Annotated in this window: 23 protein-coding genes and 1 tRNA gene; 15 read left to right on the top strand and 9 right to left on the bottom strand. The window is 42.6% G+C overall.

Annotation, left to right across the window (positions count from 1 at the left end):
• Window positions 1-338: 338 nt before the first annotated feature.
• The 4 genes from ccsB to IQ259_RS22070 form a co-directional block, all read right to left on the bottom strand.
• Window positions 339-1,394, bottom strand: a complete 1,056-nt coding sequence (gene ccsB, locus IQ259_RS22085; RefSeq protein ID WP_193888179.1) for a c-type cytochrome biogenesis protein CcsB — start codon at window positions 1,392-1,394, stop codon at window positions 339-341.
• 243 nt (window positions 1,395-1,637) lie between these two features.
• Window positions 1,638-3,398 (bottom strand): DUF3352 domain-containing protein, encoded by a 1,761-nt coding sequence (locus tag IQ259_RS22080; RefSeq protein ID WP_193888178.1) that lies wholly within the window; start codon window positions 3,396-3,398, stop codon window positions 1,638-1,640.
• 601 nt (window positions 3,399-3,999) lie between these two features.
• Entirely contained in the window at window positions 4,000-4,629 is a 630-nt protein-coding gene (locus IQ259_RS22075) for a chorismate lyase (protein ID WP_193888176.1), read from the bottom strand.
• 103 nt (window positions 4,630-4,732) lie between these two features.
• Window positions 4,733-4,813, bottom strand: a tRNA-Leu gene (locus tag IQ259_RS22070).
• Window positions 4,814-5,051: 238 nt separating this feature from the next.
• On the opposite strand from IQ259_RS22070, the gene accC reads away from it, so the two are divergent.
• The 3 genes from accC (at window position 5,052) to IQ259_RS22055 (ending at window position 7,372) form a co-directional block, all read left to right on the top strand.
• Entirely contained in the window at window positions 5,052-6,395 is a 1,344-nt protein-coding gene (gene accC / locus IQ259_RS22065; protein ID WP_193888174.1) for an acetyl-CoA carboxylase biotin carboxylase subunit, read from the top strand.
• A gap of 240 nt (window positions 6,396-6,635) precedes the next feature.
• Window positions 6,636-6,887, top strand: a complete 252-nt coding sequence (locus IQ259_RS22060) for a UPF0175 family protein (RefSeq protein ID WP_228014696.1) — start codon at window positions 6,636-6,638, stop codon at window positions 6,885-6,887.
• Complete coding sequence (locus tag IQ259_RS22055) at window positions 6,884-7,372, top strand: DUF3368 domain-containing protein (RefSeq protein WP_193888170.1); 489 nt, start codon at window positions 6,884-6,886, stop codon at window positions 7,370-7,372. Before IQ259_RS22060 ends, IQ259_RS22055 begins: the two co-directional genes overlap by 4 nt.
• 32 nt (window positions 7,373-7,404) lie before the next feature.
• On the opposite strand, the gene IQ259_RS22050 is transcribed toward IQ259_RS22055, so the two are convergent.
• On the bottom strand, window positions 7,405-7,692 hold the full coding sequence (locus IQ259_RS22050; RefSeq protein WP_193888168.1) for a hypothetical protein: 288 nt from the start codon (window positions 7,690-7,692) through the stop codon (window positions 7,405-7,407).
• A 1-nt stretch (window position 7,693) separates the two neighbouring features.
• Between IQ259_RS22050 and IQ259_RS22045 the strand changes: the two genes are divergently transcribed.
• Both IQ259_RS22045 and IQ259_RS22040 read left to right on the top strand, forming a co-directional pair.
• Window positions 7,694-7,930: a hypothetical protein gene (locus tag IQ259_RS22045; protein ID WP_193888166.1), complete on the top strand. Its 237-nt coding sequence runs from the start codon at window positions 7,694-7,696 to the stop codon at window positions 7,928-7,930.
• Window positions 7,930-8,268, top strand: coding sequence for a type II toxin-antitoxin system PemK/MazF family toxin (locus tag IQ259_RS22040; RefSeq protein ID WP_305038595.1), 339 nt, complete (start codon window positions 7,930-7,932; stop codon window positions 8,266-8,268). Before IQ259_RS22045 ends, IQ259_RS22040 begins: the two co-directional genes overlap by 1 nt.
• Window positions 8,269-8,342: 74 nt before the next feature.
• Here IQ259_RS22040 and IQ259_RS22035 read toward each other — a convergent pair whose 3' ends face one another.
• On the bottom strand, window positions 8,343-8,636 hold the full coding sequence (locus IQ259_RS22035) for a YggT family protein (protein ID WP_193888162.1): 294 nt from the start codon (window positions 8,634-8,636) through the stop codon (window positions 8,343-8,345).
• Between the two features lie 437 nt (window positions 8,637-9,073).
• On the opposite strand from IQ259_RS22035, the gene psbX reads away from it, so the two are divergent.
• The 4 genes from psbX (at window position 9,074) to IQ259_RS22015 (ending at window position 11,567) form a co-directional block, all read left to right on the top strand.
• The gene (gene psbX, locus IQ259_RS22030) at window positions 9,074-9,193 is read left to right on the top strand and encodes a photosystem II reaction center X protein (protein WP_174709687.1); all 120 of its coding nucleotides are present in this window, start codon (window positions 9,074-9,076) and stop codon (window positions 9,191-9,193) included.
• 244 nt (window positions 9,194-9,437) lie between these two features.
• Window positions 9,438-10,352 (top strand): Ycf66 family protein, encoded by a 915-nt coding sequence (locus tag IQ259_RS22025; protein WP_193888160.1) that lies wholly within the window; start codon window positions 9,438-9,440, stop codon window positions 10,350-10,352.
• A gap of 51 nt (window positions 10,353-10,403) precedes the next feature.
• On the top strand, window positions 10,404-10,964 hold the full coding sequence (locus IQ259_RS22020; protein ID WP_193888158.1) for a PD40 domain-containing protein: 561 nt from the start codon (window positions 10,404-10,406) through the stop codon (window positions 10,962-10,964).
• Window positions 10,965-11,039: 75 nt separating this feature from the next.
• A complete protein-coding gene (locus IQ259_RS22015; RefSeq protein ID WP_193888157.1) occupies window positions 11,040-11,567 on the top strand; it encodes a PD40 domain-containing protein in 528 nt (175 codons plus the stop codon).
• Window positions 11,568-11,592: 25 nt separating this feature from the next.
• Here the strand turns inward: IQ259_RS22015 and IQ259_RS22010 are convergent, their stop codons facing one another.
• The gene (locus tag IQ259_RS22010; protein ID WP_193888180.1) at window positions 11,593-12,594 is read right to left on the bottom strand and encodes a succinate dehydrogenase/fumarate reductase iron-sulfur subunit; all 1,002 of its coding nucleotides are present in this window, start codon (window positions 12,592-12,594) and stop codon (window positions 11,593-11,595) included.
• A 1,426-nt stretch (window positions 12,595-14,020) separates the two neighbouring features.
• Between IQ259_RS22010 and IQ259_RS22005 the strand changes: the two genes are divergently transcribed.
• Together IQ259_RS22005 and IQ259_RS22000 are read left to right on the top strand one after the other, a co-directional pair.
• Window positions 14,021-14,455, top strand: a complete 435-nt coding sequence (locus tag IQ259_RS22005) for an AbrB family transcriptional regulator (RefSeq protein ID WP_193888155.1) — start codon at window positions 14,021-14,023, stop codon at window positions 14,453-14,455.
• A 169-nt stretch (window positions 14,456-14,624) separates the two neighbouring features.
• Window positions 14,625-15,491, top strand: coding sequence for a lysostaphin resistance A-like protein (locus IQ259_RS22000; RefSeq protein ID WP_370568071.1), 867 nt, complete (start codon window positions 14,625-14,627; stop codon window positions 15,489-15,491).
• Between the two features lie 207 nt (window positions 15,492-15,698).
• Here IQ259_RS22000 and IQ259_RS21995 read toward each other — a convergent pair whose 3' ends face one another.
• Both IQ259_RS21995 and IQ259_RS21990 read right to left on the bottom strand, forming a co-directional pair.
• Window positions 15,699-16,652: a heme o synthase gene (locus tag IQ259_RS21995; protein ID WP_193888151.1), complete on the bottom strand. Its 954-nt coding sequence runs from the start codon at window positions 16,650-16,652 to the stop codon at window positions 15,699-15,701.
• Window positions 16,653-16,967: 315 nt separating this feature from the next.
• Entirely contained in the window at window positions 16,968-17,951 is a 984-nt protein-coding gene (locus IQ259_RS21990; RefSeq protein ID WP_193888149.1) for a heme A synthase, read from the bottom strand.
• Between the two features lie 407 nt (window positions 17,952-18,358).
• On the opposite strand from IQ259_RS21990, the gene IQ259_RS21985 reads away from it, so the two are divergent.
• The 4 genes from IQ259_RS21985 to IQ259_RS21970 all read left to right on the top strand — a co-directional run bounded on the left by IQ259_RS21985 (window position 18,359) and on the right by IQ259_RS21970 (window position 26,342).
• Window positions 18,359-19,429, top strand: coding sequence for a cytochrome c oxidase subunit II (locus IQ259_RS21985; RefSeq protein ID WP_193888147.1), 1,071 nt, complete (start codon window positions 18,359-18,361; stop codon window positions 19,427-19,429).
• Between the two features lie 71 nt (window positions 19,430-19,500).
• Window positions 19,501-21,261, top strand: a complete 1,761-nt coding sequence (gene ctaD / locus IQ259_RS21980; RefSeq protein ID WP_193888145.1) for a cytochrome c oxidase subunit I — start codon at window positions 19,501-19,503, stop codon at window positions 21,259-21,261.
• Between the two features lie 75 nt (window positions 21,262-21,336).
• Window positions 21,337-21,960, top strand: a complete 624-nt coding sequence (locus IQ259_RS21975; RefSeq protein ID WP_193888144.1) for a heme-copper oxidase subunit III — start codon at window positions 21,337-21,339, stop codon at window positions 21,958-21,960.
• Window positions 21,961-22,151: 191 nt separating this feature from the next.
• A complete protein-coding gene (locus IQ259_RS21970; protein ID WP_193888142.1) occupies window positions 22,152-26,342 on the top strand; it encodes a tetratricopeptide repeat protein in 4,191 nt (1,396 codons plus the stop codon).
• The last annotated feature ends 450 nt before the right edge of the window (window positions 26,343-26,792 follow it).

Raw genomic sequence — 26,792 nt, 5'->3', positions numbered from 1 at the left:
AGTCGTTAAAAAACCCCGTTCAAAGTTTCCATCTAAAAAACCAATCCATAGAGTAACGGGTACTAAACTTCAACCGCGCACTTTTTTTATTCTTAATACTGCTTAATTCTTAACCGAGAAGTATTGGCTGCTACTTGGCAAATAATTTACTCCGATTCTCCATCTCACGCTGATACTTAAAGATCGCCTATGCTGCGCTCTTCAGTTATCCATACTTATTTTATTTTGTCAACCCTCTCCATTATGTCTATATCTACAACCCTTATTCTGTTTGCTTTTCAGCGATGTTAATAAATATCCGGGTAATGGATAGTCATTGCTGGAGAGGGGTAAAGCTCTTAAAAGAACCAACCGTAAGAATGTAACCCTTTCCCTAAAAGATTCACGCCGAGATAGCAAATCCAGACCACAACAAAACCACTTGCAGCTAAAATTGCGGGGCGACGACCTTGCCAACCGCGCGTAATTCTAGCATGGAGGTAAGCTGCAAAAACTAACCAGGTAATTAATGCCCAGGTTTCTTTAGGGTCCCAACTCCAGTAAGAACCCCAAGCTTCATTAGCCCACACTCCACCGGCAATAATTCCAATTGTTAGTAAAGGAAATCCTAGCCCGATAATGCGATAGCTGATATTATCCAGGGTATCGGCAAGATTTAGGCGTTGGGGTGAGAGGAGTTCAGCCGTTGCTAAGGTTTCTGATTGGGGAGAAGTTACCAAATTCATAACGGCAGTGTTACCGTTGCTGGTATTGCTTTCAAAACGACGAGTAGAACCGTTATTTTCGCCAACATCTGCTGTTGGTTGAGCAATCAGTTCACCTGCTTTGTGTAAGCGATAGCCATTACTGCGGTAGCCGCCAGTACCAACAGAACTGCCTTGTAGTTGAATATTTTGACCGCGAGTCACAACAAGAAAAGCGATCGCCAACATCGAGCCTACCATTAAAGCAGAGTAGCTCAACATCATGACGCTGACGTGCATCATGAGCCAGTTAGACTTCAATGCAGGTACTAAGGGTTCTGCTGATTGCATTGTGGATGGTAAGGTCAAAGCCGCAAAGGCCGTGATGGCCATTGTGATGGGAGCTGTAAAAACTCCAACCAAGCGGCTACGGCTATTACTTTCAGCAATTAAATGAACTGCTGTAATTCCCCAAGTCAAAAAAAACAATGATTCATACAAGTTACTGAGAGGGAAATAACCTGCTTCTATCCATCTTGCTCCTAAAAGGGTAGCGATGCACAAATTTGCGATCGCCATTCCAGCTGTCCCCAAAGCACCAAGTGCTGGCAGATTTGGAAAAGCCGCTCCTCCCCAGTAAACCAGCATGGTGAGGAATAGTACAGCAAATGAGGCGTTATCTAGCCAGGTCTGGAGTACAACCAGATTCATACATTATTCTCCGCCGTGATTCTTGAAAATTTTGATTCTAACTATTCTGATCCTAACTTGAGTTTAATTAGAGGCTAAGGGTAAACAGAATAAATTAATGTGATGTGATACGCATCGGTTGTTCTGCTCGATCAGTAACTTCATACTTCATCTTTTAGTGGTTCAGATTGCTGAACTACTATTGTGTCAAGTCGAATTTGCCGGGTTAAAAATTCACCGTGTGCCTGTATCAACCTCAATCCATCAATTAGTTTTTGACAAACTATTACTAATATTGGGACTATTCGATGGATTGGGTAAAGTTGCTGAGTTAGGAGATTTTTTCAGAGATAGAAAAATATCGTAGCGGTGACTGCGACTGTCACTCACAGCTGTTGTTATGCCAATTGAACGAGTTGCTTCGAGGAAAGTTCTTTGTTTGGGGAATAGAGTATTGAGGGTAAAGTTATTTACCATTCGTTCCACATCTACGAAAAATTGACCATTTGTGGGATTGGGTTCAGTGGGAACGGTATTTTGATATGAAAGATTGCTGGCCAGTGTGGTGTTAGGTTTGGGGACAATTTTATCGGTGACGGGAGCGCCCAATACTAAGAAAGCTATATCTTTATCTAACCAACCGTGGCTGGCCGTTAAAGTACCAAAAGGCCCAATCCAGTTGACTACAGGTTGACCGGCTACTGTCCCTGGTTGGATTTGGAATTGATATTGAGTTTTAATTACCTCATCCAGCTTTTGTAAGGATGTTTCAGCTAATTTGCGATCGCTGGCTTTGATCATGAACACCAATCCTGCTCTAAAATCTCCTGGTGTTCCGTTTTTTAGTGTATTGGGAATCAGTGAAACAGCAAACTCGCCTTTCATCCAACTGAGTAAATCCTGTTCCAAATCGAGATTAATCAGAGATTTTACGCCACTACGCAGTTTGTCTGGTGATACGGGTGAGAGCGGATTTCCTTGGGATGTTAAAAGATAGTCTCCCCAAAACCGTTGTAAGTTGCTACCAGAAAACATCATCAAGGTTTCTGCTGGCATCCGCTGCTGCATACTGCTCGCTGTGTTGTCCACTGATAGTAGGCGCTGACTTTGAGGGTTAAGCCATGAAACGCCCTTCAAGCGTATCCCTTCAGGCTCCAAAGTCATAGTACCTGCCAAACCTTGATTATTTTGAAGTTGAGCCAAAACTTGCGCTGGTAATCGACGATTAGGAGCAGTAGTAGCAATTTTAGCAGCCCTCGGAACATTTACGTAAAACTGAGCAAAGGAGCGGGACTGGGAAATTTTAGGGAAATTCTCGGCAAAACCCCCTACTGTTGCTAAGGATGTTTGATTTTTATAGGCATCAATTGCCCGTTTTGTGGCTTTAGAATTATCAGTAATAACTAAGTAGCGTTTATCTAATAATGTAGCTGAAAGGTTTGTTCCAGATTGGTCTTCGCTTTGTTTAATTGCGATCCCTTCATAGGTGCTATCAATCCATTTACCTGTTTTGAGAGCTTTGGGTTGTGCCAAAATTTTTTGAGCTAGTTCTGGATTTTTTACAGGCAAAACCATAACTACTGACTGCTGATTGTTAGCAGCAACACCATCAGTAACTACAGGTTTCGGGGCAGTCTGACTAGTTTCTGGAGCCAAAATTGCGAAGGTAACTTCTTCATCTACCCACGGTTGAATATCTTGCTCAAAGTTAAAACCATTATTTGTTAGGAAGCGATCGCGTAACTGGATTAAACTTTTATTCAGTTCTGCTTGCGACTCTTTCGTTCCAAACTCCTGTAATTTCTCCCATTGCTTGGTATCTGTAGTGAGGGAAACTGCAAACAGGGCATCGCTAGGAATAAGATTTGCACCGACTAGTAAATTTCCAGAATATAGATGCCCCTGGCTAAACAACCGATAGGCGACTCCGCCACCAATAATTAATAAGCCAGTAGCCGAAAGCGTCAGTGCCAGAGACGGTTTCTGTTTTTTCTTTATCGGAACAGACACAATAGGCAGCGCCATTGAAACCAATACCTCATACTTGCGAACTTATGACTTGCTTGATCAAGTAAACTTAAGCTTTTGCCATTCTTTTTGGCAGTTTTTCAATAAATTTTTCTACTTTGAACTTTTTTTGCTAGTACTTTGGTAATTAACCTTAGCTATTATTGTTGCAAAAGTATTGCTTTTGTTGTTTAATTAATCTTTCTAACATGCTTTGTTCTATTTCACGTCAATCCAAGTGAGATAAAATTTTTATCCCAATTATTCTGAGGATATAACTAACTCAAAAAAGCCGCAAGTTATCAGTGATTTGTAATTTTTACTACTGAAACAATTCACGTGTTTTAGATTTACGGCTCATAAATATAGCTTTAATCAGAAATTTTGAAGTTTTTTGAAATTACAGTTAGCGATCGCTATTTATACCAAATATCAGACATAAAATTTTAGCAGTTTATGGATGTTTTTTAGGTTAAATCATAGCTATATTGGCTAGATAGCGATAAACTAATCATCGATCATGGATTTTAATTTTTAGATAAATTTAACTTTTTCTGACTCAAGTAAATTCCGTTACCTGGTGAATTTTGGATTTTGATTTGGCGATCGCTATTCTATTTTATACTTTGCCATTAATAGAACTCATCTGCGTCGGCCCTAAATACTTGGTTAAGTAAGGTGAGAAAACCTCATAAATCAAAGTTAGAGGTTGTCCATGATGCCAAAATAAGTAATGACGACCCCAAAATGGCCCTTTAACATCAAAACCAGATTCTAACGCAGTGGAATCACCGTAGTAAATACCTCGTACATCTCGATATAACTCTGTGCGGAGACGAGCTAAACTTGCCCAAATTGGCAATGAACGATTTTGCAAATACTCATCTACATGACTGGCTTCCCACCAAGATGTAGCATAAGCTAGTCTTTGTCCGGAAGCAGTACGCAACCAAACCTGTCGTCGCAGTCTTGGCCCTGGTACGGCTTCAATTAAATCGGGCGCATCATCTAAATCCATGCCAATCAATGACATGTCAATCACATCTACTTCCGTTGGTTCACCTGTAAGCAATTCTAAATGCCTAGTTGGAGAACCGTCACCCAAAAGTAGCATTTGCCAAGTGGGTGCTAACTGTGTATGAGGCAAACTCTTTTGTATAACTTCCTCGCCCCCTTGCCAAATCGGAGTCAGACGATGCCAAGCTGCTGGCAGTGTAGAGTTGTTTGTCAGAGTAAAAATAGCAGTCAATGTTATTTACAAAAGTTCATCTATCTCTATAAAAGCACAAAAAAAAGTCAAAAATTAATAGTCAACAGTCTCAGGCTTTCACCATTGACTATTGACTAAAAAATGCGGATGGCGAGACTCGAACTCGCAAGGCAAAGCCACACGCACCTCAAGCGTGCGCGTATACCAATTCCGCCACATCCGCGTCAGTTCACTAGATGACCAATATAGCACAACAAAATGATTATAGTAAGGTAATATCTAATTTTTGCAAAAATTTAAGTGAACAAGTTCAGAAATTTCCTGAAGGCGGATATCAGACTAACAGAAATGTAATAGTGCCACAAGTGATATTAAAAGGAGTATAGCTACTGTAAAAAGCTCTGATGCAAATCAGATAAGAGAAAATGTCAATCTACTGGTACTAATATCGAAGCTCGAAAATGAAGTTTGACAAAATATTAATTGCTAATCGGGGAGAAATCGCGCTTCGCATTCTCCGCGCCTGTGAAGAAATGGGAATTGCGACTGTTGCGGTTCACTCCACCGTTGATCGTAATGCTCTCCATGTTCAACTAGCTGATGAAGCAGTTTGCATTGGCGAGCCTGCCAGCAGTAAAAGTTATTTAAATATTCCCAATATCATTGCTGCTGCTTTGACACGTAATGCCACTGCCATTCACCCAGGTTATGGCTTTTTGTCAGAAAACGCCAAATTTGCTGAAATTTGTGCAGATCATCATATTGCTTTCATTGGCCCAACTCCTGAAGCCATCCGGTTAATGGGAGATAAATCCACAGCCAAAGAAACCATGCAAAAAGCTGGAGTACCAACAGTACCAGGTAGTGATGGTTTAATAGAGTCTGAGCAAGAAGGATTAACACTGGCTAAGGAGATCGGTTATCCCTTGATGATCAAAGCCACCGCAGGCGGTGGTGGACGGGGTATGCGTTTAGTCCGTTCTGAAGATGAATTTGTCAAACTTTTCTTAGCAGCCCAAGGAGAAGCAGGCGCAGCTTTTGGTAATTCTGGCGTTTATATAGAAAAATTTATTGAACGTCCGCGCCACATTGAATTTCAAATTTTGGCAGATAATTACGGCAATGTCATTCACTTAGGCGAACGAGATTGTTCAATTCAACGCCGTAACCAAAAATTGCTAGAAGAAGCACCTAGTCCGGCTCTTGACTCAGACCTGCGGGAAAAAATGGGGCAAGCTGCTGTCAAAGCTGCCCAGTTTATTAACTTTACTGGCGCAGGGACTATCGAGTTTCTCTTAGATAGGTCTGGTAAGTTCTATTTCATGGAAATGAACACCCGAATTCAAGTAGAACATCCTGTAACAGAGATGATTACTGGTGTGGATTTAGTGGTTGAACAAATTCGGGTTGCTCAAGGAGAAAGATTAAGGCTTCATCAAGACCAAGTAGTTTTGCGTGGTCATGCTATAGAGTGCCGGATTAACGCTGAAGACCCAGACCATGATTTCCGTCCAGCCCCCGGCCGGATTAGTGGTTATCTTCCTCCCGGTGGCCCTGGTGTGCGGATTGATTCTCACGTTTACACCGATTACCAAATTCCTCCCTACTATGATTCTTTAATTGGGAAGCTAATTGTTTGGGGGCCAGACCGTGCAACCGCAATTAACCGGATGAAACGCGCTCTCCGGGAGTGTGCCATCACCGGGCTACCTACTACGATTGGTTTTCATCAAAGAATTATGGAAAACCCACAGTTTTTACAGGGTAACGTTTATACCAATTTCATTCAAGAGATGAAACTGTAGGGAATTGGGGATTAAAATAATCTGCTCTGTTCCTGTGTTACTTGTTTTTTTAAGCAAGGTCTATCCTCAGGGTAAGCGCAAGAATCAATAAGGGGCGGCTTATTGCGAAAAATGACCTCATTCTCAGTGCGATCGCCATTGTGTAGAGTGCGTTGCAACGCACTCTATCTACTACAACTCGCTTAGGTACGAACCGTACAGAGTCGCTAAAATTAAAGGTGAGTGCGTGAGGGAAACTCGATGCAAATAACCCTGAACCTACCTGATAGCCTCAGCCAAACCGAAACCTTTAGCCAGAGCGACTGGCTCCAGGAAATTGCTATTGCCCTTTTTCAGCAAGAGCGGATTTCCCTAAGTCGCGCCAGCAAAATTGCTGGGATAGAAATCATGAGTTTTCAAAAGCTGCTGGCAGATCGCGGTATCTGTGTTCATTACGATGTGAAAGACTTTGAGCAAGATGTTCAGCACCTGCGCGATCGTGGTTGGCTATGATCGTTGTCAGCGATACTTCTGCCCTTTCTAATCTTACTCTTGTCGATCATCTCTGGTTGCTAGAAGCCATTTATCAGACAGTTATCATTCCTGAGGTGGTTGCCAGCGAACTAGCAGCCGCCAGTAATCCCACCATCTCCGCCATGCTCCAACTGGGCTGGATTCAAACCCAACCCCTCATCAACCTACCACTTGCCAGCCAACTGCAACAAGAACGGGGACTTGATGCTGGGGAAGCGAATGCGATTGCCTTGGCGCTTGAGTTACAAGCCGACGATCTACTCATTGATGAACGCTTGGGACGACAAGTAGCTGTTCGACTTGGGCTATCTATCATTGGTATCCTGGGTATTCTGCTCGTTGCCAAACAAAGAAGCCTCATCTCTCAAGTTCAGCCTGTTGTGGATGCCTTGATCGAGCAGGCTGGTTTTCGCGTCAGCCCTCAGCTATATCAGCGTGTCTTAGCCCTTGCTCAAGAAGCTTAGTAAAATAAACCAAGACGCGTCTGCTGTGAAAGTCAGCTAACACTGCGTTGATGCGGACGGTACAGAGGGTATCGGTGGGAATTCAAGCTTATCTGCCGCTGCACAACTTCATCGTTTGACATCTGAACTATCTGTGGACATGCAACTAGAGGGCTGTTTGGCATTAGCCATATCTGTTCCGCTCCTCTCTGTGCAGAGAGCGATCGCCTTTTGTGGTATTTTTCAATCAAGTTTTCATCAAATGCTTTTTGTACTTGCTCTTGCCGTCGTGGTATAACCAAGGTATAACTTAAAAGTGTCAAAATAACACTCAAGGCCACTATGAAAACTGCAATTTCACTTCCAGATTCAGTTTTTGAAGAGGCAGAAGCAATAGCTCAACAGCTAGGGTTATCCCGCAGTGAGCTTTACACAAAAGCGTTACAAGCATATCTAAAAAAATACAACCGTAATCAAATCTTGCACAAGCTGAACCAAGTTTACTCTCAAGAGTCTTCTGAACTAGATCCGGTAATGGCAAGGATGCAGTTTATATCTCTGCCTCGTGAGAATTGGTAATGTATCGGGGAGAAATTTGGTGGGCAAATTTACCTGACCCTGTAGCTTTTGAGCCTGGGTATCGTCGTCCTGTTTTGGTAATTCAAGATGATATTTTTACTCAAAGCCGGATCAGCACAGTCATTGTCGTCATTATCACTTCCAATATTCAGTTAGCACAAGCACCAGGTAATGTACTGTTACCCAGTGAAGCATCAGGTTTGCCCAGAGATTCTGTTGCTAACATATCTCAAATTTTCACGGTTGATAAAACGTTCCTAGTTGAACGTATTAGTTCACTACCGAACTATTTGCAGGAAGAGGTAGATGAGGGATTGCGAACAATTTTGTATCTCTAGCAGCGCCCAAGCCGAGAGCGATCGCCCTTCCCAAATATGATCAATAATTAGGCGATCGCATCATCGCCTATTATCTAGCTGACACGCGACATCATAGTAAGCAGCCCTTGTTGGCCTAAGAGGATTTCCCGCACCAAGCTGAAAATACCCACCCAAATAATCGGGGTAATATCCACCCCGCCTATCGGTGGTACTAGCTTACGTAACGGCACCAAAAATGGCTCGGTAGGCCAAGCTATAAGATTGAAAGGCAAGCGATTTAAATCTACTTGCGGATACCAAGTGAGAATAATACGGAAAATAAATAGAAATGTCATCAGCCCCAACACGGGGCCAAGAATCCAAACGGTCAAGTTAACACCAGTCATCAGTTTGAGCTACTAGTTTTGAACAAAAAAGATTCTGCGAAGAAAGTTAGGAAGTTTTAAGCTTTGTAAAGCAATCTATATATATTTTATTTCAAATGCCAGTCAGGAGTAATACCGTTTCACTTTAAGTTTGATATAAGTAGGTCGCAGGGGGGCAGGGGGCAGGGAGCAGAGGGAAAGAATTAAAAACCATTAATTTGTATCAAGATTTTCGTGAATTGGTATAACACAAAACCAATATTATCCCTAAATATTACGATATTTAAAGGTTTTCTCTGAAAAATATACATCTAGTTGAAGGAAGTGCGGAGGTAAAAACACCAGTTTCTAGTCTCTAATTTCTAGCTTCTGGTTTTTTAGCTTATGCCAAAAGGCTTCTCAAGAAAGTGCTACACCATTAGAATTATGATTAAGTGTGTAAAAAAAGGTTGAGAACAATGACACCATCTTTAGCAAATTTTCTTTGGAGTCTGCTTTGGGGTACTGCGATCGTCGTTATCCCTGCTACTGTGGGGCTAATTTTCATTAGTCAGAAAGATAAAATCCAGCGCTCATAATGCTTTAGTGAGTTAGTTCGACTCTAATACCCATCGTCTGTCAGCTATTTACCTAATTGCATTCACAGCAGACAATCCTCCTAGTGAAGACAAGGTATACTTAGCTGACAGAGATAAATTTTTAAATTGCCATAAGCAGCTTGAAACCTTCTTAGCCAGAAGCTTAGATATATTGTGATTAATTAAAGTAGTGATTTTAGTTGTGACTCGCTAACATAGATTCTGAATATTGGGATAAAGAACAATGCTAAATTTTGGGCTGAACTCAGCCAGTGTTCTGGCTCAGGTCAATGTAGGAACGAACTCAGCCAGCATTATAGGAATTTTCCTGGCTGTGGCTGGGGCAGCGCTGTATTTTATGCGGACTGTACGCCCAGAACTTTCACGAGATCAAGATATCTTTTTTGCAGCTGTAGGCTTACTCTGCGGCTTTATTCTCATATTCCAAGGATGGCGGTTAGACCCAATTCTGCAATTTGGCCAGCTGCTTTTAGTCGGTACAACGGTGTTTTTTGCGGTTGAAAGTATTCGCCTAAGGAGTATTGCTACTCAGCAAGCCAAGCGCAACACTCCGATTGTGGATAGAGAACGAGAGGTAAGCGATAACTATTCATATAAAAGGCGCAGAGATTATGAGGCCGAAGTGGAAGATGATTTAGAACCATTGCCTTATGAGGAGGAAGAGCCTCCTGTGCGTCCAAGAATTCGGGGTAGCAGAGATGAACGATCGCCTCGTGATGACTACTACGAGGAGCAACCACCCCGTCGTTCCAATCGCCGCACTAACACTAGTAATGAACGGACAGAAACAACTGATAAAAATCGTCGCCGTAATACTTCTGCGCGTTCAGCAAGCCGTCCGACTGAGAGGTATGAAGATGAAGGTTGGGGTTCTTCTTCCACCAGGGAGGTAGACGATTGGGAAAATCCTAGTGAGGAAGTCAAAAAACCTTCTCGTCGTGGTAATAACAGCACTCAGCGTCCAGACAGCCGAGAAGATGATGTTCCTACTAGACCAAGAAAACGCCGTCCGCCATCTGAGACAACTTCTCGCAGAGAAAATGCAGATGATGATGCAATCCCGACTGATTATGTGCCATACAAGCCGATTGACCTGTCAGATGAATCGGATAATTCAACTAATTTTGATGATGTATAAAACTGTTGGGATAGATGTAAGCTAGAGGCGATGTAAAAAATAACAGTTGAGGTGAACAAATTTACGCCTAGTTTTTGGCTCCAAAGACCAATTCATTGGAGCCTGGTTTTTAGCTTAACAAGTTTACTTATATCTTGTGGTTCTGCGGATATTCCCCTTGGGCCTACTTCCCTTAATAGTCGTTACACAGAAGAACAACCGGCATTAAGTGGAAACGGTAGGTTTTTAGCGTTTGTATCAAATCGTAATAGTACTCACCAACTGCTAGTGTATGATTTACAACAGCAAATATTTGTTAATACACCAGGTTTAAACCGACCGGAAACAATTAGTGAGAGTCCCAGCTTGAGCTACACCGGACGTTACGTGGTTTATTTGACTAGCGACCAAGGTAGACCTGTTGTAGCTCTTTACGATCGCGCTACGCAACAATCTCAAATCCTCACTCCTGCTTATCGCGGCTGGGTGCGAAATCCTGGTGTTAGCCCTGATGGACGTTATGTTGTCTTTGAAACAGCTAGTCGTGGTCAATGGGATATTGAAGTTTTAGACCGTGGCCCAAATATTGAATTAGATATTCCCAATGGCGCAACGGTGGGTGCGCCTAATTAAAGTGTGAAGTATGAAGTATGAAATTTTGTCCTTCAGCATCTTACTTTTTGACAAAGGACAAATGACCATTGACAAATGACAAACCGCAGTATTTTTATACCTATATTTGCTTGTTGTAGTTTACTAACTGGTTGTTTTGGTTATCCGCGGTTAGTGAATTATCCCTTTGATCCTGGGGGACGGAGTATCAATAGCTTGGCTGCGGAATTAAATCCGCAAAGTTCTGGAAGATATATTGTGTTTACTAGCGATCGCCGGGGTAGTCAAGATGTGTATATGTTTGATACCCTGACTCGCAATTTGGTTGATTTACCGGGGTTGAATTCATTAGATACGATCGCCTCTCACCCTAGCGTTTCGGAAGATGGTCGTTATGTTGTGTTTGCAGCTAGTCGTCAGGGGCGATCGGCTATTTTTGTTTATGATCGCGAAACTCGCCAATCACGCAATTTAACTAATAATTTGCAAGCGGAAGTTCGTAACCCCACTATTAGCGCTGATAGTAGTCGGATTGCTTTTGAATCGAGTAATAACGGGCAGTGGGATATTTTAGTTTACGATCGCTTTGGGCAGCCTTTAAATATTCCGCAAGACCCTAGATGAAGTATGAAGTCTGAAGTCTGAAACTTTAAACTTTTTTGGTTTGTTGTACTGATTCGATGAGCGATCGCACTTGTTGTGTTCCTTCAGATGCTTCAAATGTGAGTGGGAATTTACCCCGGCATAACATTCTTAAACCAAGAGGTGCAAGACTGAGTAATCCCCGGAGATCACGAAAGTAATTACCAACAACTTGTAAACCAAATTGGCGTTCATCAATCCAACCGCCTTCTTTCACCAATTCGACTAAAACTTTGCGGTGGCGAATTGAGCGTGTGTCACTTTTTTGTTGATGTGACAGAATTTCTTGTTTAATCTTAGTGATTTGTTCTAATGGTGCAACTTCCATTGGACAAACTGCATCGCAATATAAACAGCGAGTGCAACCCCACACACCTTTAGTACCTTCGCTGTAATCTTCTAGGCGATTTTCTGTAGCACTATCACGAGAATCTGCAACCATGCGATAAGCCTTAGCTAAAGCATGAGGGCCGACAAAATCAGGATTAACTTCACGGGCATTACATTCAGAATAACAAGCACCGCACATGATACAGTTGCCAGTTTGATCGAGAAGCGATCGCTCTTCGGGTGTTTGTAAAAATTCTCGTTCTGGTACTTGTCGTGCTGCTGTACTCACATAAGGAGCTACTGCCTCTAAATTATGCCAAAAACTGCTCATATCTACTACTAAATCTTTAATCACGGGCATATTACCCAGAGGCGCGATCGTAATTTCTAGATTTGATTTTGCTGTATTTGTCCATGATTGTATTTGCTGTAATCTAGCCATTTCGCTGCCAACATTTTCTTTACAAGCTAAAGCCGAACGCCCATTGATTCGCATCGCACAGCTGCCACAAATGGTATTGCGACAATTTTTGCGAAATGCTAATGTGCCGTCCTGCTCCCATTTAATTCGATTTAGACAGTCGAGGATTGTATTACCAGGGTCTACATCTAGGTGGTAAGTTTGCAAAACAGGAGCAGAATTTTGTTGCTGCCGAATCACTTTAAAAATAACTTCCATTGCCACTAACCAAATTCTTAAAATTGCTTCACCAGCCTTAGGAATCATGAGTAAAGGCTAGTAGGTGCGAAAATTGAGCTATACTCTTGTTGCTCTTAATTCAACGCCCAGTGTTAATAGGCTGATGAGTAAAGAGCTACTGATTCTAGTTCAAGGATAACCATTAAAATTTGAGTTGTATTAGCACCGTGTCTGAGATTTATGTTACGCTCTGTGTTTTAGTACCAAAACAGGCGATCGTAGCTTATTGTTCAATTTACCTGTTTAGGAGTTAAAAACAAAAGAATTTTTCCTGGAGAGCAACTAAAGTTAATTACCTGCGTAACAAAAATATTGCCACTAAATACACTTCACCTGCTTAATACATCTTTATGCCAACAAGAGTCAGAACTAACATCTACTTGTTGGAGAAATCAGTGAAATAGTTGCTAAAGGTTAATTTTTTGCTGTTATGGATATATTAAAGCTGATAATAAACATCTGATCGCAGTCATAAAGCACTTGACAGATGTGCAATATATTTATTCTTCCCAAAGACAGACACTCAAAATACCTGACTGTTGTTTGTCTTGCGAGAATTAACCAAGAGGTTTAACCTCACCGCATTTTTCTCTGTTCTCAATCTCTAACATCAAAGAATGTCACTCACTCAAAACTGCTGATCTAAATTTAGATGAATTTTTATAAAAGTGATGCTGCAATACTCACTCTAGCTAATAAACCAGAAGCAAAATCCTTACTGCTTTTTCCCTCCTCAAGCTCAATAATTTAAATAAAAGTTTGTCGGCAAGTTAAATTCAAAATTCAACAACTATTTTGCTATTATTAGTCCATGCTAGTATTTGATATACAATTACGAAGTAACAAAACCAGTTTCAATCGTCGTATAAGCGCGATTACTACTGCTTTGTTTTTTCGTAACGTAGAGACAAAAAATTTTATGTCTCTACATCTGGGACAAAAGGGTGTATGTCCTCAGTCCATATGCAAATACTATGGTGTCTTAAGCTTAAGAGGAAGAGTGGTTAAAACCTACAACTCAAGAGCAATAAAGGCAAGCACTGAAAGTGGAAAACCTGCAATTTCTTGGGTCTACTACTTAATTTAGAGTAGAAACAACCTCATTTGTAAAGGTGGCTTAAAGTTACACCGCTACAGTAGCGCCAAAAGAGAAAATAATTTCGTTTTCAATGGCGAATCATGGTTAAAAGTGCCGTAAAAACACCAAAATAAAAGCCTGTGACAACCCTGGCCATTAATCTGTTGCGGGCAAGCATAATATAGGCGCTTGTGGCTCCTCTATCAGTAGGAATTTAACCCTTCCCCTAAAATTTTGAGCATCTTTATACGGATACTCAAAATTTAAATACTGGCATCAGACTACATAGTTTATCAGTTTGGAGAGAGTAAGGATAATTTGAGCGTAATGACAGAAACTGCAACTGCACCATTAACTGGAAAATCACTGCTTGCTAAGGTAAAAGAACTTTCTAATTTACCCAGAAGAGAAAGAGCAAAGCAGTGTGGCTATTACACTGTTACTAAGAATAACCAGGTGCGCGTCAATCTTACTGATTTTTATGACGCTTTACTATCGGCTAGGGGAATTCCCTTAAGTCCAGAAGCACCTAAAGATGGCCGTGGCCGCGAACCGACATACCGGGTTAGCGTTCATCAAAATGGTCAAATTGTCATTGGTGCAACTTACACTAAGGCAATGGGTTTAAAACCTGGAGATGAGTTTGAAATTAGACTGGGATACAAGCACATTCACCTGATTCAACTAGGTGAAAGCGATAAAAAAGACATTTCTCCAGATGACATTGATGAGGTAGATGAAGACTTAGACGAGGAAGAGTAAATTTCGAGTTGGTAGGGAGAAGTTGTAGGTAAATGCCCGAATACTTATCCCTACCGCTACAGCAAATAACTCTGTTTAAGAATTCTGTACTAATAAAACGATACGATTAGACATGTTGCTAAAATCAGATATTTTAGTAAAGTCTTGATGAGAAACCAAGAAGTCTATCGTGTTTTTTTTATTTGTTTTGACAAATTTTTTTCAGCCATCGGTCAACACCCTACTGTCCTTTATGGAAAATGCGTCAGTACCAGTTGTCTTGATGGCATTTTTCATTAGCTGGATAGGCTGTTGGTTCCCATTGGCAGTAATATCTGCCGTTGCTATTCATTGGAAACCAACAAAACCTTTGCCTCCAGAGCAGAAGTTACCCCTCATAGTGACACTTTACTTATTAGCTCCCCTAGTTCTTTGGGGAGTAATTTTTTTGTCTAAAAGGTCTTTTGCTGATTATGGCTTAATAGTGAATATTTCCCTGCTAAGTAGTTTAGGGCTGGGTTTTGGTTTGGGGTTACTGAGCCTAGGTATGACGTTTACTGTGCAATTGTGGCTAGGTTGGTGTGAATTTGAGAAGTCTCATCTTAAGTTATTGCCATCTATCTTGCCACCGATTTTTTTAGTAGCTTTATTAGTAGGTGGTACAGAAGAATTAGTTTTTCGTGGTTTTGTGTTAACCGAATTAGAAAGAGATTATCCAATTTGGGTAGCAGCAGCAATTTCGAGTTTCATTTTTGCTGTACTGCATTTAGTTTGGGAGCAACAGGAAACTCTACCGCAACTACCAGGACTGTGGTTGATGGGGATGATGTTAGTAATGGCGAGGGTTGCAGATAAGGGGAGTTTGGGTATTGCTTGGGGATTACATGCAGCCTTAGTGTGGGCGATCGCTACTATAGATACAGCCCAACTCATAACTTATACAGGTAAAGTGTCAGAGTGGTTTACTGGTAAGTACAAAAAACCCCTGGCTGGGATGGCTGGGGTTGTGTGTGTTTTGGTAACTGGGTTAATTATTTGGTTGATATCTATCGAGTAGTGTGAGAAATGGCGATCGCAATCACACCTCTAATTTTGTTATTGAGATAATAGGCAAGTTAGATTGTCGAGTAGTTTACGTCGTCTGCTGGCATTTTGATTGCATTCACAATCTCATTGAGAATGATGATATCAATTTGAGCTTTTCTGATTTATAGAGAACACGATCGCGCCATTTTCCCAACGCGATCGCATAATTTTTTCTGCCTTAACTAAATAAGTGCAGTTGAGCAATAACAGTACTCACCAAATGATGGGTAATTGGCAGACTATCAATGACCATCGCCAAACATAACAGCATCATGTAGGAGATGGAGTAGAGAAACACATCTTTGGCTACTGTGCGGTCTTCTGGCTGTTGTAATAAACACCAAGATTTGCGGATAAATAATCCACCTAAACCAGCTGCGATCGCAGCATAAACAATCCCGCTGGCGTGCAAGGGATAGAACAATAACAGCGTTGCGATGACTGTAATTAGGGTATAATACCAAATTTGCTTGACTGTAGCTGTCGCCCCGGCAATCACTGGGAGCATGGGTATGCCTACCTTGGCGTAGTCATCCCGAATCATTAACGCTAACGCCCAGAAATGGGGTGGTGTCCACAAAAAGACAATGGCAAAAATTAACCATGCAGGCCAACTTAAGGTGTTTGTCACTGCTGCCCAACCTACCAACGCCGGAATCGCCCCAGCAGCCCCACCAATAACAATATTCTGAGTGCTGTGGCGCTTGAGCCAATGGGTATAAATCAGTATATAAAAAACGATGCCAGAAAATGCTAGGCAGGCTGCCAATAAATTAGCAAACACTGTCAGTAGAGTAAAAGAAAGCACAGCCAGAACGACGGCAAAAATCAGTGCATCTTTTGGCTGCACCCTCCCTGAAGGCATGGGACGATGGCGCGTCCGTTCCATGTCGTAATCAATATCTCTGTCATAGATACAGTTAATTGTTTGAGCGCTTGCAGCCGCCAAAGTGCCACCAGTTAGAGTAACGAACAAAAGTAATGGATCTACTTGTCCCTTAGCTGCAACCCACATACTCCCAGCCGTGGTAATTAACAGCAAGGGAATAATTCGGGGTTTAGTTAGCTGGTAATAGCTTTGAATTACCTGGAGGAATGTTGCGTGGTGGCGAGAGACATTAGTCTCAATCATCTTGGTTCTATTTCCTTATTTGTCAACAATTTACGTCTAGTCCTGGCTCTGGAGAGCGATGTCCAAACTGCTTGTACTGAGTTACGATTCTGAAGTTTGCAGTTTCCCTGTTTGAAGAGTTAGTAACTTGCTAGTTCTTGGGAAACTTCAGCAGAGGTGAGGATAGGTGGATCATCACTTCTAGTTGCTGGAGATGATTGCTAGATGTGATGTCAATTTCAGTGAGTTACTCAACGACCAATGACTAATGGCCTATCACCATTAGTCATGAGTCATAGTAGCGATCGCATCAGTTTTCCATAAACCTGAGTTTGGTTATGGATTCGAGCCATTCACTGGTGTATTCATCGCATTTGTAGCGAAACTTACAGGCAAACTGTTGATCTCACGACTAGCAGCCCAGTCACGCAATGCTAGAACAGTGAAAGTCACTAAAGTACCAAGCAAAGCCGCGCCTATAGCTTGGTGAGAGACAGTTAGCGGCTCAACTTGTAGATGCAATCGAAAAGTAGCAACTCCCAACAGGATTTGTAAAACCAACAAACCACCAGCCATGTTTGCCAGTCGCCGCAAAGCTGGATGAAGCGCTGGTGTTCGCCAGGAAATTAAAACGACTGCCAAAGTTGCCACACTTGGCGGTACTAAGCCAAAAATATGGCTGTACATCACATTGCAAAGTTCAGAAGTACCAAAGCATTGGTGTAGCGCCCAGCGAGATCCCACCAAAGCACCAATGATACTTTGCAAATACACCAACACAGCCGCTGCTAAACCCACCCAGGGCAACTTACCCACATTGCCAGTTCCCTGATAGGGAGCCAGAGCAGTACCGACAACCAGTAGGGTAGTGAAAAACAACAGCGCTGTTCCCAAATGAGCGGTAACAATATCAAACCGCAGCAATTCGGTAACGGTGAGTCCGCCCAAGATGCCTTGGAACACGATTAAAAACAGGGCAAAGGTAGCAGCCCAAGGCAACCAGACAGGCAAAAAACGACGGTGCCACCAAGACAAACTAGCGAGTGCGATCGTGCTCACACCAATCAATCCTGCATCCAATCGGTGAAACCACTCCAAAAACACTTGGAGATTCATTTGTTTGGCTGGTACCAGTTCCCCGTAGCATAACGGCCAGTCTGGGCAAGCAAGTCCGGCATTCATTACACGGGTAGCAGAGCCTATAGCCATTAAAATTAAAGTGGCTATACACATTCTCCACACCAAGCGACGAATCATTTCCTGCGGTTTTTGTGGCTTTACTGACACATCATTTTGTTGTTTTAGGACAAATTCGTTCATGAACGATTCCTTCTGTCGATCTTGGTAGTAGCTCTCTTAAAATTTTTAATTTTTTTGTACCAACCCATTTCCACCCTAGCGTATATGGCAAGGTTTAGAGATGGGGTTTCACTTATTACTTTGAATCACTCCAGATGCTTTTAGTCTGAAGCTTTAGGTATTTTTCAAGATGTGAGCAGTAGACAATTAGCAAATAATTTTACTAACCTAAATTTTTTCTTAAATTTTTCCAGTTATAGCTATTTATCCTTGTCAGTATCTAACAAATCTCTTTTACTCAAGATTAGTAAAGTTGCCGAAAAAATTAATAAAAATTTCACACCATTTGACTCTATGTTTAATGGCCTAGACTACCTTAGTAAGTGGGTAGCTTTAAAAAAACGTAGTCAATTAATTCTAAGTAAGCCGTGAAAATTCCAAGTTCAATCTGGACATTATTGATTGGCATCGTATTAACGTTAGTCAGTCTTTGGTACGGTCAAAATCACGGTCTGTTGCCGACAGCAGCCTCCGATGAAGCCATCTTGGTTGATGGTTTGTTCAACTCAATGATGACCGTTTCTGTCGGTATATTTTTGATAGTTGAAGGTATTTTAATTTACTCTGCATTTAAATACCGTCGGCGTGCTGGTGATCATGAAGATGGGCCACCAATTGAAGGGAATGTGCCTCTAGAAATCCTCTGGACGGCGATCCCAGCTATTATTGTGATCGGTATTTCTGTCTATAGCTTTGAAGTTTACAACGACATCGGTGGCTTCGATCCCCATGCGGTTCATGAAGCGCCAATGAATCAAAGTTCAATGACAATGCCGGGAGCCGCAATAGCTGCGACTTTGACTGATGCGCCTCCCAACCTCAATCAAGAAAAATCTGATGAGGCAATGCAAGACCCCGCCACCGCCGCAGTCCGCAATGCTGACCAAATTCCCCAAAAGCAAAATGCTCCCGGTGTTGGCAGTGTTGCTCCTACCATTGGCTCCAGTCCTGATCAGGCGGGTAAACCACCAAGTTTAGTGGTCAACGTCACAGGTCTGCAATATGCCTGGATTTTTACTTATCCTGAAACAGGTGTAACTACAGGCGAGTTACACGTTCCCATCGGCAGGGAAGTACAAGTCAGCATGACAGCTAACGATGTTATCCATGCCTTCTGGGTGCCAGAGTTCCGCTTGAAACAAGATGTGATCCCCGGTAGGCAAAGCGAAATTCGCTTCACACCTAATAAAATCGGTGATTATGCCTTAATTTGCGCTGAACTTTGCGGCCCTTACCACGGTGCGATGAGAAGCCAAGTGGTTGTAGAAACTCAAGAAAATTTTGACAAGTGGATGCAAGAGCAGCTAGTAGCCAGCAGCGAAACTATGAAGCAAGCAGTTGCTGTAAACCCTGCAAACCTCACCCCAGATGAATTTTTGGCTCCTTATACTAAGAACATGGGAATTCAGCCAGAAATCTTACATCAAGTTCACCATTAGTCAGTCAATAGTGAACAGTCATCAGTGAACAGGCTGATAAGTGATAACTGATAACTGAACAACTAACTCCTATGACACAAGCTCAAATCCAAGAAACTGCCAATATTCCTGCTCACATTGAGGAAGCAGGGGTAAGAAAATGGCGAGACTACTTTAGCTTCAACACAGACCATAAGGTGATCGGGATTCAATACATCGTCACCTCGTTTATTTTTTACTGCGTTGGCGGTGTTTTAGCTGACTTAGTACGAACAGAACTCCGCACTCCAGAAGTAGATTTTGTCAGCCCAGAAGTATATAACAGTCTGTTTACACTGCACGCCACAATCATGATTTTCTTGTGGATTGTGCCAGTAGGTGCAGGGTTTGCTAACTATTTGATTCCCCTGATGATTGGGGCTAAAGATATGGCATTCCCGCGACTAAATGCTGTTGCCTTTTGGATGATTCCACCAGCGGGTTTGTTGCTGATTGCTAGTTTGGCAGTAGGTGATGCACCAGATGCAGGTTGGACTTCCTACCCACCTTTGAGCTTGGTGACAGGCCAGGTAGGTGAAGGAATTTGGATTATGAGTGTCCTGTTGCTGGGTACGTCGTCGATTTTGGGGGCGATAAACTTTCTCGTCACCTTGCTGAAGATGCGGACTCCGGGAATGGGAGTGCATCAGATGCCTTTGTTCTGTTGGGCGATGTTTTCGACTTCGGCGCTGGTTTTGGTATCAACCCCAGTCTTAGCAGCAGGTTTGATTTTGCTGGCCTTTGACTTATTGGCAGGGACAACATTTTTTAACCCCACTGGTGGCGGTGATCCGGTAGTTTACCAGCACATGTTCTGGTTTTATTCCCATCCAGCCGTTTACATCATGATTTTGCCATTTTTTGGGGCAATTTCTGAAATAATTCCGGTACATTCCCGTAAGCCTATTTTCGGTTATAAAGCGATCGCCTATTCTTCCCTAGCAATTAGTTTTTTGGGATTGATAGTTTGGGCGCACCACATGTTTACTAGTGGTATTCCTGGCTGGTTGCGGATGTTTTTTATGATCACGACGATGATCATTGCCGTACCTACGGGAATCAAAATTTTCAGCTGGATAGCAACGATGTGGGGTGGCAAAATCCAACTCAACACTGCGATGCTGTTTGCCATCGGTTTTGTCGGTACTTTTGTGATTGGTGGTATTAGTGGTGTAATGTTGGCGGCAGTACCCTTTGATATTCACGTCCACGATACTTATTTTGTCGTGGCACACCTCCACTACGTTTTGTTTGGTGGTAGCGTGTTGGGGATTTTTGCCGGACTGTATCACTGGTTCCCGAAAATAACGGGACGGATGATCAACGAATTTTGGGGTAAGGTTCACTTTGCTCTGACAATTGTTGGTCTAAATATGGCCTTCTTACCTATGCACAAGCTGGGAATGATGGGCATGAACCGCCGCGTTGCCCAATACGATCCTAAATTTACGTTGCTGAATGAAATCTGCACCTATGGCGCTTACTTACTTGCTATTTCCACATTTCCATTCATCATCAATGTGATTTGGAGTTGGATGTACGGCGAGAAGGCAGGTAATAATCCTTGGCGGGCGCTCACCTTAGAGTGGATGACAACATCACCACCTGCAATTGAGAATTTTGAGGGATTCCCAGTTTTGGCTACAGGGCCTTATGACTACGGCTTAGAAAGAGCTAAGGAAGGTGTGCCATTATCTGATCCCAATCCTTTCTTGTCTGCTGGCCCGAACTCAGTGCTACGCGCAGATCCTGATGAACCATATCCCACTATCGAGTCTGACCTTGAACAGCGCGTCTCAGGAACTAAAGAATAGGGATGAAATTTTTCATACTTCATACTACCCTGCGGGAACGCCAGGGGCGAACACACTTCATACTTAATAAGATTCATGCAAAGTCAAACAATTGACCCAGCTAAAACCGAACAAAATCATCATCACAGTGCAGCAACAGTTGGCCATCACGAAGAACATCCAGACCATCGTTTGTTTGGTTTGTTTGTCTTCTTGGTGGCTGAAGGGATGATTTTTATGGGCTTGTTCGGAGCCTACTTGGCTTTCCGTTCAACTTTACCTGTGTGGCCTCCCGCGGGTACACCAGAGTTGGAATTATTGCTCCCTGGAGTTAATACTGTCAATCTAATTGCCAGCAGCTTTGTGATGCACAATGCTGATACTGCGATTAAAAAGAATGATGCCAAAGGTGCGCGGATTTGGTTGGCAATTACCGCCGCGATGGGTGCAATTTTCTTGATGGGGCAGGTGTATGAATATACCCATTTGGAATTTGGTTTAACTACCAATTTGTTTGCTAGTGCATTTTATGTTTTGACTGGTTTCCACGGATTGCACGTTACTATCGGTGTTTTAGCGATTTTGGCAGTGTTATGGCGATCGCGCGTTCCAGGCCATTACAGTAACGAAAAACACTTCGGTATTGAAGCGGCAGAAATCTACTGGCACTTTGTAGATGTGATCTGGATTATTTTGTTCGGATTAATATACCTACTGTGAGTATTAATTAGCAAGTTGTTCACTCCACGCGAATAACTTAAAAATTAAGCCCCCTCTGGGGGTTTTTTTATTCAGATCCCCGACTTCTCCAAGAAGTCGGGGATCTTGTTTTTGTCCCCATATTCTGCTGCAACTTTCTAAAATCACGCGATATCATAACAAAAGTAACTATAGTCACTACTTAAGTAACCGTGGCTTCTACTTTTACATTTGCTCTTAGCCAAAATCAAACCTTTGAACTGCGCTGCAATTACGGTACACGCCGTCTAGATACTGATAAGTTAGCCAGTCTAATTAATCTGTGTGAAGAAAAATATTACTCTCAACAATTGGATGACACCGCACAATTGCGGAATATTGGGCGTGAGCTTTATTCTTGGTTGGATGGGAAGGAAGGATGGTTGCGGAGGGCGTTAGAAGTAGCAGATGAAGGGCGCATATATTTAGATTTAATTCAAACTAGTGAAGCACAAGGATTAAACCCTCAAACGCAACGAATAGCATTAGGCTTGGCGCATCTGCCTTGGGAATTGTTACATGATGGCAACGTGTTTTTACTGCAAAGACATGATGCACCTTTACCTGTGCGTGGTGTACAACGCAGAACTACGAGCATTTTGGATGTCCAAAATCGGCCGTTGCGGCTGTTGTTTATGGCGACATCACCAGAACATCCGGGAATTGCACCACTACAATTTGAAGAAGAAGAAAAAAACATCCTCACAGCGACAAAAGAACAGCCTTTAGCGTTGATTGTTGAAGAAAGCGGCTCAGTTATTGAGTTGGGGAATTTAGTTCAGTCAGAAGCAAAAGATTATTTTGATGTGTTCCATTTGACGGGACACGGTGTAATTTATACAGAAGGAGCGTTAGGGCATTATTTGCCTAAAGGTCGCAAAATCAAAGATTACACTCCCTGCTTCATCACAGAAGATGATGAGGGGAAAGTAGAATTTACTACCGTTGATGATTTAGCAAAAGCTTTTCAGAATCGCTTTCCTCGTGTGGTGTTTCTCTCTGGCTGTCATACTGGGCAAATTGCTAACCAGGGAACAGTCCCTTCAATGGCGCAAGCTTTAGTGAAAGCGGGTGCGAGTATAGTTTTGGGTTGGGCGCGTCCAGTTTTTGATAGAACTGGTATTATTGCGGCTCAGGCACTTTATCACGCTTTGGCGACTGGTGCGACGGTGGAAGATGCGGTAAAAGCTGCACAGCAAGAAATGATAGCTCAAGAATGCAGCGATTGGCATTTATTGCGGATTTATCGGGATAATCGCGCCATTGGGGAGTTGGTGACACCGTTAAATACTAAAAAGCGGGAGAAGCTGAAGTTTACACCACCTGAAAGTGAATTTCTCGATGAAAATAACATCGTCAAAGTTGCTAGTCATGGGGAATTTGTCGGGCGAAGAAAAGCATTACAACGAGGAATTCGGGCGTTAAAACAAACTAGCGATTATATCGGCGTATTCATTGCGGGGATGGGTGGCTTGGGTAAAAGTTCCCTGGCGGCGCGGTTGTGTACGCGGGTGCAAGCACAACGCCCGAATTTTGAACGGGTGGTGTTGATTGGGGTTGTGGATGAGGTAGGGTTAATTAACAAGCTGGCAAGTAAGTATGAACGGTTTGCAGGTGTACTAGCTTTGTTAAATCAACCGGGAATTTCTTTTAAAGGGCGGTTGCAGAACTTTTTTGAAGCGATAGAAAACGAACACGATAAGCCTGTATTGTTGGTTTTGGATGATTTTGAGCAGAATATCCCCCAAGAGAATGTAGCTGATAGTAGTTTGCGGATGACGACTGCTGCTTATGATGTGTTAGCGGCTTTGTGTGCAGCGCTAGATGAAAATCAAGCGGAAAGTCGGTTGATTGTCACCTGTCGTTATTTGGAAGAAAATACTTTACCTCCCCATCGTCTGCATTTGGAAAGTTTAGCAGCGATGGGTGAGGCGGATATTAATAAAATCTATTGGCGATTAGATGAGGATGTGCGGTTACAAGTGCGAAAGCAGCGCCTCCTCAAAATTGCTGATGGAAATCCGCGCTTGTTGAAGTGGCTGGTGGAAGTGGTGCAGTTACCAGATTTGGCAACGGATGAGTTGTTGACAAAGTTGGAAGGTGTACAGCTAAAGTTTCGAGAGAATATTTTGGCAGAAACGCTGTTAAATGCGTTAGCGGATGAGGAGAAAAAGTTTCTGGCTCAGTTAAGCGTGTTTTGTTTGCCGGTGACAATCGATATTATTAATTCTGTTTCTACGTCGAGTGCTGAGACGCAATATATTGCGTCTCTACAATTACTGCCTAAATTAATTAGCCTCAGCCTAGTGGAATCAGCGACGACTTACGCCAAGCAAACGCCAGAATATCGAGTGACGACGATTTTAGAACCGTTACTGCAACCGCTATTAACTGAGGAACAATGGCAAACCACCCGACAAACAGCAACGCGGATAATTTACCGCAGTTGGTGGGAAGAAGCGGATAACAAGAATGAAGAACAAGCACGAGAAATCGTGAGGTTAGCGGTGTTGGGGCAGGAAAAAGACATTGCTGTGAGTGTGGGAGATCGGATTGCAATTCATTGGGTAAATCGTAGCCGATTTGTGGAAGCGTGGGAACTATGCCAAGAAATTCTGCAATTGGGTGAAGATTACCGGATTTTAGGAACTATTGCTAGGGCGGAAGAAACTTTAGGTTTTGTCAAGGAAGCATTGACGCATTACGAACAAGCTTTAGAGTTGTGTCCAAAAGATGATTTACGAGAAAAAGCCACGACGCTACACAATATGGCGTACTTAAAAGCCCAACAAGGAGATGTTATAGGGGCTTACGCACTTTATCAGCAATCTTTGGATATCTATGAAAGTATTAACAATGTCCAAGGTAAAGCGGCGACACTATACCAAATAGCAGGATTAAAAGCCCAACAGGGAGATGTTACAAGGGCTTACGCACTTTATCAACAATCTTTGGATATCACGGACAGCATTAACAATGTCCAAGGTAAAGCGGCGACGCTACACGCAATGGCTATCTTAAAAGCCCAACAAGGAGATGTCATAGGGGCTTACGCACTTTATCAGCAATCTTTGGATATCAAAGAAAGCATTAACAATGTCCAAGGTAAAGCGGCGACACTATACCAAATAGCAGGATTAAAAGCCCAACAGGGAGATGTTACAAGGGCTTACGCACTTTACCAGCAATCTTTGGATATCACGGACAGCATTAACAATGTCCAAGCAAAAGCGGCGACGCTACACCAAATAGCAGGATTAAAAGCCCACCAGGGAGATGTCACAGGCGCTTACGCACTTTACCAGCAATCTTTGGATATCAAGGAAAGCATTAACGATGTCCGAGGTAAAGCGGCGACGCTACACGAAATGGCTATCTTAAAAGCCCAACAAGGAGATGTCATAGGGGCTTACGCACTTTATCAGCAATCTTTGGATATCAAAGAAAGCATTAACGATGTCCAAGGGAAAGCCGCGACGCTACACAACATGGCTATCTTAAAAGCCCAACAAAGAGATGTCACAGGGGCTTACGCACTTTATCAGCAATCTTTGGATATCTATGAAAGTATTAACGATGTCCAAGGTAAAGCAGCAACCCTACATGAAATGGCTTTATTAAAAGCCCAACAGGGAGATGTCAGGAGGGCTTACGCACTTTACCAGCAATCTTTGGATATCTCAGACAGCATTAACAATGTCAAAGGGAAAGCGGCGACGCTACACGAAATGGCTTTATTAAAAGCCCAACAGGGAGATGTTGCAGGGGCGATCGCACTTTTTCAGCAATCTTTGGATATCAAGGAAAGCATTAACGATGTCCAAGGTAAAGCGGCGACGTTGGCAAATATGGCTTATTGGGAAGGTGAAAGGGGAAACAAAACAAAGCAGTTAGAACTAAACTTACAAGCGGCGCAATTACTCGGACAAGTCAACGCTTACTTAGATTTGTGTACGATTTTAGGTAACTTAAGCGTTGCTGATGAAATCAAGGGAATTATCTATCTTGCTCAAGCTGTGTGGCTGTGTCTGCGAGTTCAAGTACCTTTGACTGGTACTATAAATAAGCTCCGGGTTATGTACAATAGCGTACCCCAAGGGGATGAGATACAAGCTTTGCTAGGTGCAGTTGCAATGTATTTATGTCAAGTTCGCCGTGATGAGCATCCGCAGTTAGAGGAGTTGCAACAGCGCAGTTTTGAAATTTTAGTAGGTGCGGCTGCTGCTCAAGGTATTGGAACAGGGGAAGCTCTTGAGACGTGGTATGTGCAGCAACGGTTAAATGATCCTAATTATTTTATCCCGCATTTGGTGCAACTGCTAGAGGAGATTGTTGGGGACGAGTGGTTATTTGAGCGATTTTGAGATTTTCCAGATCCCCGACTTCTTAAAGAAGTCGGGGATCTTGTCAGATAAATTTTACTTAAGCTGTCGTTACTACAACATAAGCATTTGCCACAACAACAACTTGTGTAGTTATGATATCAAGTTCCGTCGTAACGACACTAAGTTCTGTCGTTATGACATTAAGTTTTGTGGTATGGAAAGCTTGCCTTCCAGTGGCTCAGATACCCGACTTCTTTGAGAAGTCGGGTATCTGGTAAGAGTAGGCGCATTTTTGTTGACGCACAAGAGATATTATTCAATACATTTCGGTTAACATCTCCATCTTGTTCAGATCCCCCCAACCCCCAGGGCTGTTTCATTCCCTAAAACAGGTAAAATAGCAAGAGTGGAGGGGAAAAGAATATGGGTGCAGATTTGATTGAACAATTAAAGCAAGTGGAAGATTTTAGAACGACTGATGGACGAAGA

The organism is Fortiea sp. LEGE XX443, from assembly GCF_015206815.1.
Lineage (GTDB): Bacteria > Cyanobacteriota > Cyanobacteriia > Cyanobacteriales > Nostocaceae > Nostoc_B.
Note: the sequence above shows the minus strand (reverse complement) of the source record. Positions and strands in the feature narration are given on the sequence as shown.

Coding starts and splice junctions, on each gene's coding strand:
- ccsB (WP_193888179.1), bottom strand. CDS start 1,394: ATGAATCTGGTTGTACTCCAGACCTGGCTAGATAACGCCTCATTTGCT.
- IQ259_RS22080 (WP_193888178.1), bottom strand. CDS start 3,398: ATGGCGCTGCCTATTGTGTCTGTTCCGATAAAGAAAAAACAGAAACCG.
- accC (WP_193888174.1), top strand. CDS start 5,052: ATGAAGTTTGACAAAATATTAATTGCTAATCGGGGAGAAATCGCGCTT.
- IQ259_RS22060 (WP_228014696.1), top strand. CDS start 6,636: ATGCAAATAACCCTGAACCTACCTGATAGCCTCAGCCAAACCGAAACC.
- IQ259_RS22055 (WP_193888170.1), top strand. CDS start 6,884: ATGATCGTTGTCAGCGATACTTCTGCCCTTTCTAATCTTACTCTTGTC.
- IQ259_RS22045 (WP_193888166.1), top strand. CDS start 7,694: ATGAAAACTGCAATTTCACTTCCAGATTCAGTTTTTGAAGAGGCAGAA.
- IQ259_RS22040 (WP_305038595.1), top strand. CDS start 7,930: ATGTATCGGGGAGAAATTTGGTGGGCAAATTTACCTGACCCTGTAGCT.
- IQ259_RS22035 (WP_193888162.1), bottom strand. CDS start 8,636: ATGACTGGTGTTAACTTGACCGTTTGGATTCTTGGCCCCGTGTTGGGG.
- psbX (WP_174709687.1), top strand. CDS start 9,074: ATGACACCATCTTTAGCAAATTTTCTTTGGAGTCTGCTTTGGGGTACT.
- IQ259_RS22025 (WP_193888160.1), top strand. CDS start 9,438: ATGCTAAATTTTGGGCTGAACTCAGCCAGTGTTCTGGCTCAGGTCAAT.
- IQ259_RS22015 (WP_193888157.1), top strand. CDS start 11,040: ATGACAAACCGCAGTATTTTTATACCTATATTTGCTTGTTGTAGTTTA.
- IQ259_RS22010 (WP_193888180.1), bottom strand. CDS start 12,594: ATGGAAGTTATTTTTAAAGTGATTCGGCAGCAACAAAATTCTGCTCCT.
- IQ259_RS22005 (WP_193888155.1), top strand. CDS start 14,021: ATGACAGAAACTGCAACTGCACCATTAACTGGAAAATCACTGCTTGCT.
- IQ259_RS21995 (WP_193888151.1), bottom strand. CDS start 16,652: ATGATTGAGACTAATGTCTCTCGCCACCACGCAACATTCCTCCAGGTA.
- IQ259_RS21990 (WP_193888149.1), bottom strand. CDS start 17,951: ATGAACGAATTTGTCCTAAAACAACAAAATGATGTGTCAGTAAAGCCA.
- ctaD (WP_193888145.1), top strand. CDS start 19,501: ATGACACAAGCTCAAATCCAAGAAACTGCCAATATTCCTGCTCACATT.
- IQ259_RS21975 (WP_193888144.1), top strand. CDS start 21,337: ATGCAAAGTCAAACAATTGACCCAGCTAAAACCGAACAAAATCATCAT.